Raw genomic sequence first — 16,782 nt, 5'->3', positions numbered from 1 at the left:
TACTATATCTGCTTTAGTATGTCAACAAATATTTTAAATTTTCTTACAATTAACTTTGAAGAGATAATCTGTTTCAAAGATAAGAAATTTAAGTTGAAATTTGTTACAATATAAAGGTTAAATATAAAGTTAGATACGATTGAACAATGGATAATCATTTTTATGAATGAAAAGCATAATATAGGAGAATCAACATTGATAAAGATAAATAATTTAGATGAAATGAATCAATTTGCTATATTTTTAGTTGAGCAATTGAAAAGTGGTGATTTGATTTTACTTAACGGAGATTTAGGAGCAGGTAAAACAACGTTAACGCAATTTATAGGAAAAGCTCTTGGTGTAAGACGTACGATTAATTCCCCGACATTTAACATCATTAAATCATATAGGGGTAAAAATTTAAAATTGCATCATATGGATTGTTATCGCTTAGAAGATTCTGATGAAGATTTAGGATTTGATGAATTTTTCGAAGATCAGGCAATTACTGTTATTGAATGGAGTCAATTTATAAAAGATTTACTTCCAGCGACGCATTTATCTATTAATATTTCAACAATATCTGAAAATACAAGACAAATTGAGTTGTTCGCGCAAGGAGAACATTATGAACAAATTAAGGAGGCAATTATTCATGAATTCGCTGCTCATTGATACATCGAATCAACCATTATCAGTAGCATTGATGCAAAACGATGAAGTTTTAGCTGAAATAACTACGGATTCTAAACAAAATCATTCAGTGCAATTAATGCCTGCGATTAGTCAGCTATTTGAGCAGAGCAAAATAGCTAAACAGCAATTAGATGCGATTATTGTTGCTGAAGGTCCTGGTTCATATACTGGCTTACGTATCGGTGTTACTGTTGCTAAAATATTAGCGTATGCGTTAGATGTTAAATTATATGGTGTTTCATCATTAAAGGCATTGGCAGCAACAATCGACCATACTGATAAATTATTGGTTCCTGTGTTTGATGCAAGACGACAAGCAGTTTATACAGGCATATTCCAGTGGCAAAATGGTCAATTAGTGACTATTTTAGAAGATCAATATATGTCGATAGAGGCATTGCGAGCTTTTTTAGAAGATTTAAACCAACCATTTATTTATATTGGGAAAGATACTATAAAATTACAAGATGAATTACAAGGTGAAGTGATTGCGCAGCTACCAAATGCATCAGTCATGTATCAATTGATAGATAAACCTTCAGACGTACATACATTTACTCCTAAATACCATAAATTAGCTGAGGCGGAACGAAATTGGATCAACAGTCAAAAGAACAATTAAACATTAGAGAGATGACTAAAGAAGATGTGCCACAAGTCTTTGATATTGAGCGTCGGAGTTTCAATGACAGTTCTTGGACAATTGACGCATTTTATCATGAAATAGAGCAAAATAACTTTGCGAAATATTTTGTCTTAGAATTTGAACAACAAATTATTGGTTATTTAGGTTTATGGATTGTTATCGATCAAGCTCAAATTACAACAGTTGCAATCGATGATAATTATAGAGGCTATGGTTTAGGTCAAATGCTTTTAAAATACGGAATAAACTATGCAAGTCACACTTGTGATGTGATGAGTTTAGAAGTAAGAGTTAATAATAAAGTGGCACAACATGTATATGAAAATTTAGGATTTCAATATGGTGGTAAACGTAAAAATTATTATGGTGAAGGTGAGGACGCAATGGTTATGTGGGTGAATTTAAATGACTAAAGATATATTAATACTAGCTGTTGAAACAAGTTGTGATGAAACAAGCGTTAGTTTTATAAAAAATGGCAGAGATATTTTATCAAATACAGTTTTAAGTCAGATTGAAAGTCATAAACGATTTGGCGGTGTCGTTCCCGAAGTGGCAAGTAGACATCACGTTGAAGGTATAACAACAACAATAAACGAGGCTCTAGTGGATGCCGATGTATCAATAGAAGATATTGATGCCATAGCGGTTACAGAAGGCCCTGGACTAATTGGTGCGTTACTAATAGGTGTTAATGCAGCCAAAGCATTGGCATTTGCTTACGATAAGCCACTTATTCCTGTTCATCATATTGCAGGACATATATATGCTAATCACATAGAAGAGCCATTAACATTCCCGCTAATTGCACTTATTGTTTCAGGTGGACATACTGAATTAGTTTATATGAAGGATCATTTATCATTTGAAGTCATTGGTGAAACACGAGATGACGCAGTAGGTGAGGCTTATGATAAAGTGGCACGAACAATTGGTTTAAATTATCCAGGTGGTCCACAAGTTGATCGGTTGGCTGCTGAAGGTGAAGATACTTATTCATTCCCTCGTGTTTGGTTGGATAAAGATAGTTATGATTTTAGTTTTAGTGGGTTGAAAAGTGCCGTAATCAATCAACTTCACAATCAACGACAAAAAAATATTCCAATCATTGAAGCTAACGTAGCAACGAGCTTTCAAAATAGTGTTGTAGAGGTGCTTACGTTTAAAGCTATTCAAGCTTGTAAAGAATATGGTGTTCAGCGATTAATTGTTGCTGGTGGCGTGGCGAGTAATAAAGGATTACGTCAATCTTTAGCGGATCAATGCAAAGTCAATGACATTCAATTAACTATCCCAAGTCCTAAATTATGCACAGATAATGCTGCAATGATAGGCGTTGCCGGCCACTATTTGTATCAGCAAGGTCGATTTGCTGATTTAGCATTAAATGGGCACAGCAATATAGATTTAGAAGAGTATTCTGCAGAATAAAATAAACGTCAGTTATTAACATGATTACGATGAACATTATTGAAACTGTTCATAGTCTTCTGTCATGTGATAGCTGACGTTTTTATATTTAAAGTTAAATGCTAAATTTTCGGGACATTATCTTTTGCTCGTTCATATATTTTTGCTGGAAATGAAGTGATTTTTAATAATTCGATGGCATTACGTGTATTTGCTTTGCCAGGCTTAATTTTGTAATCAAAATGTATGTTATTATTTTCTATTACCTCATTGAAATGATAATTTTCATAACGTTGTTTTAAGAGTTCAGCCAACTCAATATCATGTGTTGCTGCAATAACTCTAAAGTTAGATTTTTCATGTAAAAATGATAGTACTGATTCTGAAGCGGCAATTCGTTCAGTTGTGTTGGTACCTTTAAAAATTTCATCTATAAAGCAGTATATTTTTTGATTATCTGGAATTTCAACAATACGCTTAATAGATTTTAATTCAGCCATAAAATAACTATCGCCTGATAACACATCATCGGCATTTGCCATTGACGTGAACACAATTCCAGGTTGATATACAAATTTGCTTGCGGTAACTGTTTGTATAGCCGATGCAAGAATAATGTTTATTGCTATGGATTTCATAAATGTTGATTTACCCGAAGCATTAGACCCAGTTAACAGTATATTTTGTGATAGTGAGAAATCATTGGCTACTGCATCTGCTATGAGTGGATGTGTTAACTCAGAGAATACTATGCCATCATTTGAATCATCAATTTGTGGTTCAGTATAACATTCTAGCGTTCTACGATACATTGCTAATGCATAATGATTATCTAATTCAGCTATGTAATCGAAACAATTTTTAAGCTCATTCATATGTGTTGTATAGCTTTTTTGAATTGAATGAAATAAAACATAATCAAGCATGAAAATAAGTTTAACTAGTTTAATTACCATAGCTCCGATATCTTCATCATTAACTTCAGCTAAAACACTCGTTAAATGACGTGCTGTTCTAAATTGCTTAAAATTGACTTCAGGTTGTGGAGCATGTTTAATTTTTGAGATAGTATAGCCTTGTTTTAAAACATTGGATGCATAAAAGATAGATTTTAAGTCATCCTCATATGTACGCTTTAAAGTTGCTGATAAAATGATATTAAATAGGCAACTCATAAGAAATAATAAAATACCAACTTGTGAATTAATAAATATAACTGCAAATGAGATAACTGGTAAAAACGGGCATAGAAACAATATATTTTGACGTTTTACAGGTGTGATTTGGTCTGGAAATGTTGGATAAACAGTTTTACCAATCAAAGCTAAATGATATGTTACGTTTTTTCTAAATTCAGCATTATCATTAAATAAACTAAGTAATGATTTGTTCGTAATTGAAAGCATTCCACGTAAACAGGCATATAGTTTCATTTCACCAATAGCTGTTAAATTATAATTCATCTTATGAAAGATTGCATTCATATTTAAGTCGGACCAAGTTTTATCATCAACTAATGAATGTGATTCAAATTTTTCCTTGTAGAGCTTATACTCATAGTCGAAATGTGAGTTCGGTCTGATAAAAGCTTCTAATGGAGAAATCGTTTGCCATAATGTTTCCATAGATTTTAATAGACGTTGACGACTCATGTATCGTCCAACAATTCCTATTACAGATGTAAGTGGAATAATTGCTATAACAAATATTAAAAATGTTTGATTTGTGCTCATAAGTATCTCCTTATTTATTTTTAATAATAATAAAAATATACTTCAATATTATTATTATTTCATAAAGAAAATGTCTTAACAATGAATTTTGATAAAAACAATGTCAATAGAGAACATGTGTACTTATCAACAAAGAGTGAATAACTTGTGGATAAAAGGTGTTGATAACGTCATTTATTGTGGATATCAGGTGGGAAAACAGAAAATAAATGATTGATTAGTGTTAATTTACTTGTGGATAACTAGGATAACTCTGTGGATAGCTATAATATCAGCGTTTTTATTGTGAATAAAAAAATTTAAAATTTGTAAAAAAATAACTCTAACTATAGCGATTTTACAGTTAGAGTTATGTATATTTTTATAGTTTTTGTTGTAATTCTTCCCATTTAGACATAGCGTGTTCTAATTTTTGTTCGCTATCTTGTTTTTGGATAGCTAATTCGTTTGCTTTTTGTGGATTGTTATAAACTTCTGGTTGGGTTAATTGCTCGTCTATTTGTAAGATAGTAGTCTCTAAAGTTTCTATTTCATTTTCACACTCGGATATTTGTCGTTCAAGTTTGCGTTGTTCACGTCTTTGTTCTTTTTGGTTATGATACGACGATTGTTCCATAGACTTTTCATGTGCTTGTACGTTAACTGACTGTTCTTCTTGGTGCGCTTTCAACGCTTCCGCTTCCTCAACTTTTTCAATGTAATATTGATAATCTCCTAAATACATCTTTCCGCCATCAATTGTTAAATCAAATACCTTGTTTGCTAATTGGTTAATAAAGTAACGATCATGGGAAACAAATAGTATTGTTCCTTCAAAATGTTGGAGTGCTTGCTCTAACATTTCTTTTGAATCTATATCGAGGTGGTTGGTAGGTTCATCTAAAATAAGTACATTGTCACGTTGCAACATAAGTAGTGCTAGTTGTAAACGTGCTTTTTCACCACCAGATAAATCATTAATTATCTTTTTAACATCGTCTTGTACAAATAAGAAACGACCAAGAACTGCACGAATATCTTTTTCATTCATTAACGGATATTGATCCCACACATAATCTAAAATCGTTTTACTAGATTTAAATTCTGCTTGTTTTTGATCATAATAACCAATTTGTAAATTTGCGCCGAAAGTAATATCGCCATTAAGCGCTTTTTGTTGATTAGCAATAGTTTTAATTAAGGTCGATTTTCCAATACCATTTGGCCCAATGATTGCTATATGATCGCCTTTAGAGACCTCTATACTGATAGGTTTGGTAATTGCAGTTTGATAACCGATTTCTAAATTTTTTACATGCATGACGTCATTACCTGTATTCCGGTCAAAGCCAAATTGAATATTTGCACTTTTGGCATCTAACATTGGTTTATCAATGCGTTCCATTTTTTCTAAAATCTTACGTCTACTTTTTGCCATTCCACTTGTTGAAGCACGGGTAATATTTTTCTCAACAAAAGTTTCTAATCGTTTTATTTCTGCTTGTTGACTTTCATATTCTTGCATTCGTTTTTGATAATATAAATCCCGTTGCTGTATAAATTCCTCGTAATTACCAACATAGCGTTTGACATCACCTAAAGCCACATCATAAATTTGAGTAACTATTTTATCTAAAAAGTAACGATCATGGCTGATGATGACGATTGCACCTTTAAAATAACGTAGATAATCTTCAAGCCACTTTGTCGTTTCTAAATCTAAGTGGTTAGTAGGTTCATCTAAAAGTAATAAATCAGGTTCGTTTAATAGCATTTGAGCTAAAGATAAACGTGTTTTTTGGCCACCGCTAAAATCATTGATAGGTTTATTGAAATCTTCTTCACTAAAATTTAACCCGTGAAGTACTGTTTTAATTTTACTTTCATATTGATACCCTTCTAATTGTTCAAATTGATTCGATAAAGATTCATAACGGGACATATGTGTTTTATATGTATCACTATCGTAATCATTTGCATGTTTTGATAACCAATCTGTTTCTTCTTTGATTAAGCTTTCCATTCGTTTAATATGTTCAAATGGTTTTGACATTTCTTCAAAAACTGTTGCATTAGAATTTAAAGTCATTTGTTGAGTTAAATAACCTAGTTTTAAGTTTTTAATTTTTGACACATTTCCAGAATCATAGTTTTCTACGCCAGTTATAATTTTCATCAATGTTGATTTACCGGCGCCATTTCTTCCTACGATACCAATTCGTTCACCAGTTTTTACTTCAAAATCAACATCAGTAAATATATCTTCACCATCGAACGATTTTGATATATGATTGAGTTGTAAAAGTATCATTCGATCTTCACCTTTCGTCTTTCTCAAATTTTATTAACTTATGAAAAAAGTCGTAATTATTACATTAATAACCATTTTACAGTATAAAACGCCGTCTTGAAACTAAGATATTTATTTTTAAAATTCAATAATGTATAATATTTAGGTATTCATTGTAATCAATTATTTGTTTTTTAATAATCTAACAATTACGCTCTAACTCGTTTGAATACATAGATATAATTCATTCAAACACGAAGGAGGAAATAGCGAATGAGTGACCAAGTTAAAATTCCTCGAGCAACTTTAAAACGTTTGCCGTTATATTATAGATTTGTCAGTTCATTAAAATCTAAAGGTATAGATCGTGTAAATTCAAAAGCGATTAGCGATGCGTTACAAATTGACTCGGCAACAATTCGTCGTGACTTTTCATATTTTGGCGAATTAGGTAAAAAAGGGTACGGATATAATATAGATAGTTTATTGGATTTCTTTAAATCTGAACTAAGCGAGAGTGACATGATCAAAATCGCAATTGTCGGAGTTGGGAACCTAGGGAAAGCTTTGCTCACATATAACTTTTCAATACATGACGATATGACGATTACAGAAGCGTTTGACGTAAAAGAAGATGTTATTGGCCAGAAAATAGGGAACGTTATTGTTAAAGATAACGATGAATTAATAACAACATTGAAGAAGGAAGAAATAGATGTTGTGATTCTAACTACACCAGAAAGAGTTGCACAGAAAGTTGCAGATGAACTCGTCCAAGCTGGTGTGAAAGGTATTTTAAACTTCACTCCTGGTAGAATTAATACGCCTTCAGATGTGCAAGTACATCAAATTGACTTAGGTATAGAATTACAGTCATTATTATTCTTTATGAAAAATTACAGTGAATAAATGTGATGTTAGCTTTGAATGATTAACCTTGTTATATCTTTAATTAATTATAGAACAGTCTGGGACTAAGTATGTCTCAGGCTTTTTCTGTTATGTTTGAAAATGAAAGGAAAAACTGTTGTGCTGATAAATATAGTATAGGTTAATAAATTAACACGTAGAGATATAACGATGAATCGTAATTAATCGCCTTCCTTATATGAATATAATATAAATATCAAAAATATTGTGTATAAGGTTGAAAACAAGAAAATCATCACCTATAATACATACTAAACTTATCGGAAATGAGAGGGTAGGATTATGTGGATGATTTTTAGTGGCTTAATTGTCGGGGGACTCTTAGGTTTTGTCATGCAAAGAACAAGATTTTGTTTAACAGGTGGCTTTCGAGATATGTATGTGCAAAAGAATAATAAGATGTTCTATGCATTATTAATCGCTATTACTATTCAAAGTATAGGATTATTGATTTTGACGGCAACAGATATTTTAAAAATTCCTGCACATAGTTTTCCAATATTGGGAACAATTATAGGTTCTTTTATTTTTGGAATTGGAATAGTATTGGCTGGAGGGTGTGCAACAGGTACTTGGTATCGCGCTGGTGAAGGGCTAATTGGTAGTTGGATTGCATTAGTATTATATGCTGTTACTGCAGCAATCACTAAAACAGGGATTTTAAAGCCAGTAATGGATAAAATTAATCAACCAACGAATGTAAATAGTGATATGTCTCAAACAACTGGCATTCCGTTTTGGGGATTAGTCGTTATATTAACTATAATCACCATTTTTCTAGTTGTAAGAACACTCAATAATAAGAAAGTTCGAGTTGCTGTTCCAAAACTAAAGCAACGTTATACAGGTATTAGATATTACCTTTTCGAAAAACGATACCATCCATTTATTGCAGCAATTGTAATTGGACTTATCGCACTCTTAGCTTGGCCAATGAGTGCATCAACTGGAAGAAATGACGGTTTAGGTATAACAACGCCATCAGCAAATTTAGTACACTTTTTGATTACAGGTGAAACTAAATTTATTGATTGGGGTGTCTTTTTAGTTCTAGGAATTTTCATTGGTTCATATATTGCAGCTAGAGGATCAAGAGAATTTAAATGGCGATTGCCAGATAAGATTACAATACGAAACAGTGCTATTGGTGGCATATGTATGGGATTTGGTGCGTCAGTTGCTGGTGGTTGTTCTATCGGTAACGGTTTGGTTGAAACAGCAACGATGACTTGGCAAGGATGGATTGCGCTAGCATCAATGATAGTTGGTGTATGGACAATGAGTCATTTTATCTTTGTTCGTCCAATGAAAAAAGTACAACAACAATCTGCAAAGGTTAAACAGCAAACGCAAATAGTATAGAAGATTATTATGCAAATGATGTTGATCAAATAAAAGTGATTGGAAAAGGAGAAATAATTATGATACACGAATTAGGTACAGTAGGAATGGTATGTCCATTTCCGTTAATTGAAGCGCAAAAGAAAATGGCAACATTGCAATCTGGAGATGAATTAAAAATTGATTTTGATTGCACGCAAGCGACGGAAGCTATTCCAAATTGGGCAGCAGAAAATGGATATCCTGTAACAAACTATGAACAAATTGATAATGCTTCATGGACAATTACAATTCAAAAAGTTTAACGTTATCATTTTAACAATAAAATAGATGTTAGATTCTATGGCTACTTCCGCTAATTTAAAAGTGAGTAAGTAGTCTTTTTTGTTTTAGTTCATGAAATCACTTTTATATAGTGTGGCACATTTTATCCCAAAAGATGTAATAAAACTTAACGCATTTTTGCTTTTTATAAATTGTCAGATTATTATGAAAACAAGGGAGTGGTAAGTATGAATCTTAACGATACGATATTTATGTTTTTGTGTACATTATTAGTTTGGCTAATGACACCAGGATTAAGTTTATTTTATGGTGGGTTAGTTCAATCTAAAAATGCGCTTAATACTGTCATGCAAAGTATGGCAGCAATTGTGCTTGTTACATTTGTATGGATAACAGTTGGTTTTACAATTAGTTTTGGGAATGGGAATTTATGGTTCGGAAATTGGGAATATACTTTTCTTAATCATGTAGGTTTTGCGACTCAAGAAGATATTAGCCCACATATTCCTTTCGCTTTGTTTATGTTATTTCAAATGATGTTTTGTACGATTGCAATTTCTATTTTATCTGGTTCAATCGCTGAGAAAATGAAGTTTATTCCTTATTTATTATTCGTAGTAATATGGACTGCTCTTGTATACAGTCCAGTAGCACATTGGGTTTGGGGCGGCGGTTGGATTAACAAACTCGGTGTATTAGATTTCGCTGGAGGTACGGTTGTTCATATTACATCAGGTGTTTCTGGTTTAGTATTAGCTATTATGATTGGAAAAGGAAACAAACATTCTGAATCAACACCACATAATCTTATCATTACGTTGATTGGCGGTATATTCGTGTGGATTGGTTGGTATGGATTTAATGTAGGTAGTGCTTTTACATTTGATAAAATTGCGATGCTTGCATTTACAAATACTGTCATTTCAGCCAGTGCAGGTTCTATAGGTTGGTTAATTTTAGAATATATTTTTAAAAAGACGACAAGTTTACTTGGACTTTTACTCGGTGCATTAGCAGGATTAGTTGTCATTACTCCTGCAGCAGGATATGTAACATATCTTAGTGCAACAATAATGGCTTTAATAGGAGGTATCTGTTGTTATATTGTCATTAATTACATCAAGGTAAAACTAAAATATCATGATGCATTAGATGCATTTGGTATCCACGGTGTTGGTGGTATTATTGGTGCTGCTTTAACAGCAGTTTTCCAAAGTAAAAAAGCAAATCCTGACATTGAAAATGGTTTTATTTATACTGGTGACATACATATTATACTTGTACAAATATTATGTGTAACAGCAGTTGTAATTTTTAGTATCGTCATGACGTTTATTATTGCGAAAGTAATTAAATTAATTACATCATTATCTGTTACGGAACAAGAAACGAATATAGGATTAGACAAGATTGTTCACGGTGAAGATGCTTACTTTGAAGGTGAGCTAAATAGATTCAATAAACATATTCGATATTAGAATATATTTACATAGAATATTCATTGTCCTGACATTTAACTAAAGGTTGATGTTGGGACATTTTGTTATACAAAAGTTTTATTTTGAAATCTTTTTATGAAAGAAGCAGAAATATTATTTAAAGCGGTTACACATATGCTAAAATAAGGCTAAGTGTCACAAATAATGATAGGTGAATAAGTATGAAAAATATATCTGATATTGCCAAATTGGCAGGCGTTTCAAAAAGTACAGTATCTAGATTTTTAAATAATGGATCTGTCAGTAAAAAAACAAGTGAAAAATTAACAAGAATTATAGCAGAACATGACTATCAACCGAATCAATTTGCTCAAAGTTTAAGAGCGAGACAAACACACCTTATTGGTGCCATTATACCTAGAATGAATTCATATGCAGTAGACGAAACAATCAAAGGATTGGCAAAACAATGCCAAAAATATGAATCACAATTAATTTTAAATTATACAGGTTTAAATATCGAAGCAGAAATACAAGCGCTTGAAACATTAGCACGCAGTAAAGTAGATGGTATTGTTTTAATGGCTACAGATATAACAGAGAGACATATTGAAGTCATTAATAAAATGAATGTACCAATCGTTATTGTTGGTCAACAACATGAACAACTTCATAGTATTGTGCATGATGATTATAAAGCAGGTCAAATTATAGGCGAATGGATTGGTCAACAGGGATATCAACAAGTTGAAGTGTTTAGCGTAAGTGAAAAAGATATTGCAGTTGGTATACATAGAAAACGTGGTTTACTTGACCAGTTAGCTAAATACCAAATTAAACCTAATATACATGAAACAAATTTTACTTATGTGGAAGCACAAAAAGATGTTGCAAATGCTTTGGAAAATGTGGAGCAAGTAGATGCGGTTGTTGGAGCAACTGATACGATTGCATTAGCTGCCTATAAATATTATTCTGATAAAAAAGATGTTATGAAACCACATCAAATATATGGTTTTGGTGGTGACCCAATGACACAATTAGTGTCTCCATCGATAAAAACAATTCATTATAATTATTTTGAAGCTGGCCAATGCGCGATGGAAGAGATACAACAGATGCTTAAAAAGCAAGATATGCCATATAGCGTCACAGTAGATGTTAATATTTAGACGCTGTATTTTTTAAAATAAATGTGGAACCGATACCATATAACTATAAATGGATAGGTTAAAAGTTAAAGAACGTAGGTAAAATTTGCTATAATAGAATATAAATTGTTAACAGCATAAATTATAAAAGGAGGACTGGGTAAATATTATGACCGAATGGACTAGAGAAGAACGTTATCAACGAATCGAGGACGTTGATACTGAGTATTTTAAAACATTAAAACAACAAGTTGATCAATCAAAATTTCGTCAACAATTTCATATACAACCAGAAACAGGCTTATTAAATGACCCCAACGGACTAATTTTTTATAAAGGGAAGTATTATGTTTCACATCAATGGTTCCCATTAGGCGCAGTACATGGCTTAAAGTATTGGTATAACTACACGAGTGATGACTTAATAAACTTTAAAGCTGAAGGGCCAATTTTAAATCCAGATACTAAATATGACAGCCATGGTGTATATAGCGGTAGCGCTTTTGAATATAACGGGCATTTATATTATATGTACACAGGAAATCATCGAGATAATCATTGGCAACGACATGCGAGTCAGATGATCGCACGATTGAAAGAAGACGGTTCAGTTGAAAAGTTTCCAAAGCCAGTAATTAGCCAACAACCAGAAGGATATACGAGTCATTTTAGAGATCCTAAAGTTTTTAAATATAGTGAGAAATATTATGCGATCATTGGCGCACAAAATAATGATCAGCAAGGTCGATTATTACTTTATAATACTGAAGATATAATTAATTGGCATTATTTAGGTGAAATAAATACAGAGTTGGATGATTTTGGATATATGTGGGAATGCCCAGATTACTTTAATGTAGATAATCAAGATGTCATACTTATTTGTCCACAAGGTATTGAACCAAAAGGCGATCAGTTCAAAAATATTTATCAAAGTGGTTATATACTTGGAAAGTTTGATATTGAAAAGTTAACATATGAACATGAAAATTTTGTCGAGCTTGATAATGGCTTTGATTTCTATGCACCTCAAACATTTTTAGATGAAAAAGGCCGACGAGTACTAATTGGATGGATGGGGTTACCGGAAATCGAATATCCTACTGATAATGAAGGATGGGCCCATTGCTTAACAATTCCTCGTGTATTAAATGTAGAAAATGGTCAACTTAAGCAGCGTCCATATCCAGCGTTGGAAAAATTACGTCACAATAAAGAGACAGCATTAGGCTACGCAAATAAATTTACTCGAAAATTACATCCGTATGAAGGTAAACAGTATGAATTAATCATAGATATTTTGGATAATGATGCTACCGAAGTGTACTTTGAATTACGTACATCTAAGACTTCTTCAACATTAATCGCTTATAACAAGCGTGAAAATAAAATAACATTAGATCGCAGCGACAGTGGTTTATTGCCGACAAATGTTGAAGGTACGACGCGTAGTACGATATTAGACACGCCATTAAAGCAATTACAAATTTTTGTTGATACATCTAGTATAGAAATTTTCTGTAATGATGGGGAACGTGTTTTGACATCTCGAATTTTCCCGACAGAAGACGCACTAGGTATTAAAACATCAACAGAATCAGGGCAAGTATATTTACAATTTACTAAATATGATTTAAAGGATGAACATAAATGAGACGTCTATTTTCAATAGGAGAAGCGTTAATTGATTTTATTCCAAATATTACAAATGCGAATTTAAAAGATGTTCAAACATTTACGAAGCAAATTGGTGGCGCGCCATGCAATGTAGCTTGTACAGTTCAAAAGTTAGGACAACAAGCGTATATGATTACACAATTAGGTAATGATGCATTTGGAGATAGCATTATTGAAACGATATCAAGTATTGGTGTAGATGTATCAAAAGTGTATCGCACGAATGAAGCAAACACTGCGTTAGCTTTTGTGAGTTTGACTGAAGCGGGCGAGCGAGATTTTTCTTTTTATCGTAAGCCCTCTGCTGATATGTTATTTGAACCAAGTTTTGTGAATGATATTGATGTGAATGAAAATGATGTAGTACATTTTTGTTCTGTTGATTTGGTCGATAGTCCGATGAGAGATGCACATTATCAATTGATTACCAAAACATTAAATGCAAATGGTACTGTCGTATTTGATCCTAATGTAAGATTGCCATTATGGGATAACGCTGAAGATTTAAGACAAACTATTCATACCTTTTTGCCATTGGCACATATTGTAAAAGTTTCAGATGAAGAATTAGAATTTATTACAGGTATTCATGATGAAAATGAAGCCATTCAATCATTATTTACAGGTAATGTCACTGTAGTCATTTATACGAAGGGAGCAGATGGTGCTGCCGTATATTTGAAGAATGGTATTAATCATTATCATAGTGGCTATAAGGTAAAACCTGTTGATACAACTGGGGCAGGGGATGCTTTTATTGGTGCAGTTATTAGCAGGATTTTAGCAACCGATGTGTTAAATTTAACTCAGTTATTTGAAAATGAAGGTGAGGAAATTTTAGCGTTTAGCAATCGCGTTGCTGCAATAGTGACAACGAAGTATGGTGCTATTAATAGTTTGCCAACATTACAAGAGGTTGAACAAGCATTTTAAATAATTCATTTATAAAACAGTGTAGGAAACAAGTTGAATCTTGTGCTACACTGTTTTTTAAAACAAAATAAGATTCACGGGGTAGGAAATTGTAGCATTTTATTTATGGAAACTGTCAATTTCAAATTTAGTATATTTTGTTAAAAATTGCGCCATAGGATTGTAGAGTGAAATAGAAATTGATAAATTATGTAGTAATAGGAATAGGTATACAAAGAAACGTTACATCATTTTTTAATTCACGCGTCATATTTAATTTTGTTATTAAACAATTAAAAAGCCAGCTATACAGTGCATTTGCTAGTTATCTTGTTAAAATCCAACAAGATTTACAATTGAATACGCCGTTAACTGACTTTATTATCTTATTATATTTTTTTAACGTTTCTCACCGATGCATAGCAGTGTTCTTTATTTTTAAAATAGACAATTCGCTCTTTCGAATCTATAGATTCAATATTATGGCGATTGACGACAAAGCTATTATGACATCTAAAGAAACGATCATCTAATTGACTCAGTTCTTTTAAATTACCATAAAATTCAATTTGACGGTTATCTAAATGGGCAATGAGTCTGTGAGATTTTGTTGATGATTCAAAAAACATAATATCATCATATTGAACATACACTGAATTACTGCCACGTTTTAATTCAATCGTTTCAACGCTATTATCTTTAGACAACAATTGTAAGCGTGTATGTGCAGTTTCTAAACAATCTATAATTCGAGTTCTTAATTCTGCTGGATCATCTTTAAAAATAAAATCCATCGCTGCAACTTTGTAGACAAATGTTAAATAGGTAAGTTCACTGTGACTCGTAACGAAAATAATGTTACCAACTGGGTCATGCTTACGAATTTCACTGCCTAATTTGATACCATTAATATCAGTTGAAAGTTGAATATCTAAAAAGTAACAGCCTATGTCATTCATATTTTTAGCTTGCTCAAGCACCTCATAAGGATTATCAGTTGCGAGGGCAATTTCCATAGGCTTTTCTTCTATCATTATATAATTTTTAATAATGGTAACCATGTTTTCTCTTTGTTTTGGATCGTCTTCGCAAATGAAAATTTTCATACATTCACATCCTTATGGCTAGTTGTTAATAATTTCAACTTTTTGAATAAAGAAACCATTTTCGATAATTGTATCTAATAAGACATTGTCTGCATTATCAGCAATTTCTTTTAAAGTTGATAGACCTAAACCACGACCTTCACCTTTAGTAGAAAAACTTTCTTGGAACAATTCATGAATACGTGGTATATCATCTGCACATTTATTCATAACAATAAACGTTACTGAATTTTCGCTTTCAATAAATGCAACTCGAATGATAGGATCATCAATTTCACTTGATGCCTCTATTGCGTTATCAAGAATAATACCAATACTGCGACTTAAATCGATCATATTCAAATTAATGCGAGTTACTTCATCTGGTATTTCTATACTAATCGGTATATTCATTTCTTGTGCACGTAAAATTTTAGCTGTTAGAAGACCTTTAATCTCACGTACTTTAAGATTCTCAATACCATTTAACTTAAGAGCATTCATTTGTAAATTATCTTTCATAGGTACAATATTTTTATTGAAATAGTCTCGAAGACCGGTCATGTCATCTTCACGAATGTATTCTGAAAGAGTCGTCAAGATATTGACATAATCATGACGGAACTTGCGCATTTCATTATTAATTGCTTCAATCTTTAATGTGTATTCATAATAGGTTTCAATTTCTTCTTGATTACGTTTATATTTCATTTCTTTAAGAGTAAATTGAGAATAAATAAAAATTAAGATACTCAGTAATATAATAATTCCCAAGAATAAAAGCGAATACTGTTTGATTGTTGATGCATCACTCGCATCAATTTGCGAATATGCAAATAACAAAGAGAATGTTATTACTATAACAATAGTTATAACAGTAAGGAATTTTTTATTAAGAGAAAGGTATGTACCATTTATCCTTTTTAATATTCTATTTAAAATGTAGGCAAGTGCATAAGAAATTGATACATACACTACCAAAAAGATTGGTAGAACTATAAACATGCTGTGTGAAATTGTTATAATGTATGAAAAAATAATGATATAAACGAAATTTGCACAATATAAAATGATTTGAGTAACCATTACTAAAAATACAGAATATAGTCTAATTTTAAAATAGAGAAAAATTATTATAAAAATTGTTATAACAACTAGTGAAATACTTCCGATTTTGTCAAAGAAATATACTGAAGATAACACTATTCCAATAATGTATATATAAT

Annotated in this window: 17 protein-coding genes and 1 pseudogene; 12 read left to right on the top strand and 6 right to left on the bottom strand. The window is 31.8% G+C overall.

The genetic code is table 11. The annotated features are described in order from the left end of the window. Positions 1-2: 2 nt before the first annotated feature. Positions 3-158, bottom strand: a complete 156-nt coding sequence (locus IDG66_RS09275; protein ID WP_001791591.1) for a hypothetical protein — start codon at positions 156-158, stop codon at positions 3-5. Positions 159-195: 37 nt separating this feature from the next. On the opposite strand from IDG66_RS09275, the gene tsaE reads away from it, so the two are divergent. From tsaE to tsaD, 4 genes are read left to right on the top strand one after another with little or no spacing between them, the layout of a single operon-like run. Next, entirely contained in the window at positions 196-657 is a 462-nt protein-coding gene (gene tsaE / locus IDG66_RS09270) for a tRNA (adenosine(37)-N6)-threonylcarbamoyltransferase complex ATPase subunit type 1 TsaE (protein WP_000590798.1), read from the top strand. Beyond that, a complete protein-coding gene (gene tsaB / locus IDG66_RS09265; RefSeq protein ID WP_001086731.1) occupies positions 638-1,300 on the top strand; it encodes a tRNA (adenosine(37)-N6)-threonylcarbamoyltransferase complex dimerization subunit type 1 TsaB in 663 nt (220 codons plus the stop codon). The genes tsaE and tsaB overlap by 20 nt, the downstream gene beginning before the upstream one ends. Continuing rightward, a complete protein-coding gene (rimI, locus tag IDG66_RS09260) occupies positions 1,273-1,737 on the top strand; it encodes a ribosomal protein S18-alanine N-acetyltransferase (RefSeq protein ID WP_000372755.1) in 465 nt (154 codons plus the stop codon). Before tsaB ends, rimI begins: the two co-directional genes overlap by 28 nt. Beyond that, positions 1,730-2,755 carry a tRNA (adenosine(37)-N6)-threonylcarbamoyltransferase complex transferase subunit TsaD gene (gene tsaD, locus IDG66_RS09255; protein ID WP_000159032.1) on the top strand — a complete coding sequence of 342 codons (1,026 nt, stop codon included), beginning with the start codon at positions 1,730-1,732 and terminating at the stop codon, positions 2,753-2,755. Before rimI ends, tsaD begins: the two co-directional genes overlap by 8 nt. A gap of 101 nt (positions 2,756-2,856) precedes the next feature. Here tsaD and IDG66_RS09250 read toward each other — a convergent pair whose 3' ends face one another. Then, positions 2,857-4,467 carry a MutS family DNA mismatch repair protein gene (locus IDG66_RS09250; protein WP_000106336.1) on the bottom strand — a complete coding sequence of 537 codons (1,611 nt, stop codon included), beginning with the start codon at positions 4,465-4,467 and terminating at the stop codon, positions 2,857-2,859. 88 nt (positions 4,468-4,555) lie between these two features. Between IDG66_RS09250 and IDG66_RS09245 the strand changes: the two genes are divergently transcribed. Continuing rightward, the gene (locus IDG66_RS09245; protein ID WP_072419897.1) at positions 4,556-4,684 is read left to right on the top strand and encodes a hypothetical protein; all 129 of its coding nucleotides are present in this window, start codon (positions 4,556-4,558) and stop codon (positions 4,682-4,684) included. Between the two features lie 144 nt (positions 4,685-4,828). On the opposite strand, the gene abc-f is transcribed toward IDG66_RS09245, so the two are convergent. Further along, entirely contained in the window at positions 4,829-6,757 is a 1,929-nt protein-coding gene (gene abc-f, locus IDG66_RS09240) for a ribosomal protection-like ABC-F family protein (protein ID WP_000602079.1), read from the bottom strand. A 252-nt stretch (positions 6,758-7,009) separates the two neighbouring features. Here abc-f and IDG66_RS09235 point away from each other — a divergent pair, with 252 nt between their 5' ends. The 7 genes from IDG66_RS09235 to IDG66_RS09205 all read left to right on the top strand — a co-directional run bounded on the left by IDG66_RS09235 (position 7,010) and on the right by IDG66_RS09205 (position 14,492). Next, complete coding sequence (locus tag IDG66_RS09235; RefSeq protein ID WP_001283612.1) at positions 7,010-7,645, top strand: redox-sensing transcriptional repressor Rex; 636 nt, start codon at positions 7,010-7,012, stop codon at positions 7,643-7,645. Between the two features lie 303 nt (positions 7,646-7,948). Further along, entirely contained in the window at positions 7,949-9,028 is a 1,080-nt protein-coding gene (locus IDG66_RS09230) for a YeeE/YedE family protein (protein ID WP_000266878.1), read from the top strand. Between the two features lie 59 nt (positions 9,029-9,087). Beyond that, positions 9,088-9,312: a sulfurtransferase TusA family protein gene (locus tag IDG66_RS09225; RefSeq protein WP_000581077.1), complete on the top strand. Its 225-nt coding sequence runs from the start codon at positions 9,088-9,090 to the stop codon at positions 9,310-9,312. Between the two features lie 207 nt (positions 9,313-9,519). Then, the gene (locus IDG66_RS09220) at positions 9,520-10,770 is read left to right on the top strand and encodes an ammonium transporter (RefSeq protein WP_103143669.1); all 1,251 of its coding nucleotides are present in this window, start codon (positions 9,520-9,522) and stop codon (positions 10,768-10,770) included. 182 nt (positions 10,771-10,952) lie between these two features. Continuing rightward, entirely contained in the window at positions 10,953-11,903 is a 951-nt protein-coding gene (locus IDG66_RS09215; RefSeq protein ID WP_000790329.1) for a LacI family DNA-binding transcriptional regulator, read from the top strand. 148 nt (positions 11,904-12,051) lie between these two features. Beyond that, positions 12,052-13,536, top strand: a complete 1,485-nt coding sequence (locus IDG66_RS09210; RefSeq protein ID WP_000141427.1) for a sucrose-6-phosphate hydrolase — start codon at positions 12,052-12,054, stop codon at positions 13,534-13,536. Then, positions 13,533-14,492 carry a carbohydrate kinase family protein gene (locus tag IDG66_RS09205; RefSeq protein WP_001253302.1) on the top strand — a complete coding sequence of 320 codons (960 nt, stop codon included), beginning with the start codon at positions 13,533-13,535 and terminating at the stop codon, positions 14,490-14,492. The genes IDG66_RS09210 and IDG66_RS09205 overlap by 4 nt, the downstream gene beginning before the upstream one ends. A 187-nt stretch (positions 14,493-14,679) precedes the next feature. Here IDG66_RS09205 and IDG66_RS09200 read toward each other — a convergent pair. The 3 genes and pseudogenes from IDG66_RS09200 to agrC form a co-directional block, all read right to left on the bottom strand. After that, a pseudogene (locus IDG66_RS09200) lies at positions 14,680-14,789 on the bottom strand (hypothetical protein). Positions 14,790-14,860: 71 nt separating this feature from the next. Continuing rightward, the gene (gene agrA, locus IDG66_RS09195; protein ID WP_000688492.1) at positions 14,861-15,577 is read right to left on the bottom strand and encodes a quorum-sensing response regulator AgrA; all 717 of its coding nucleotides are present in this window, start codon (positions 15,575-15,577) and stop codon (positions 14,861-14,863) included. 18 nt (positions 15,578-15,595) lie between these two features. Next, positions 15,596-16,782, bottom strand: a 1,187-nt coding sequence (gene agrC, locus IDG66_RS09190; RefSeq protein ID WP_206172191.1) for a quorum-sensing sensor histidine kinase AgrC, incomplete at its 5' end; no start/stop codon positions are given.

The organism is Staphylococcus sp. EG-SA-18 (genome assembly GCF_017151825.1).
GTDB lineage: Bacteria > Bacillota > Bacilli > Staphylococcales > Staphylococcaceae > Staphylococcus > Staphylococcus aureus.
The sequence above is the reverse complement of the archived record's forward strand: the minus strand, read 5'-3'. Positions and strand labels throughout refer to the sequence as shown.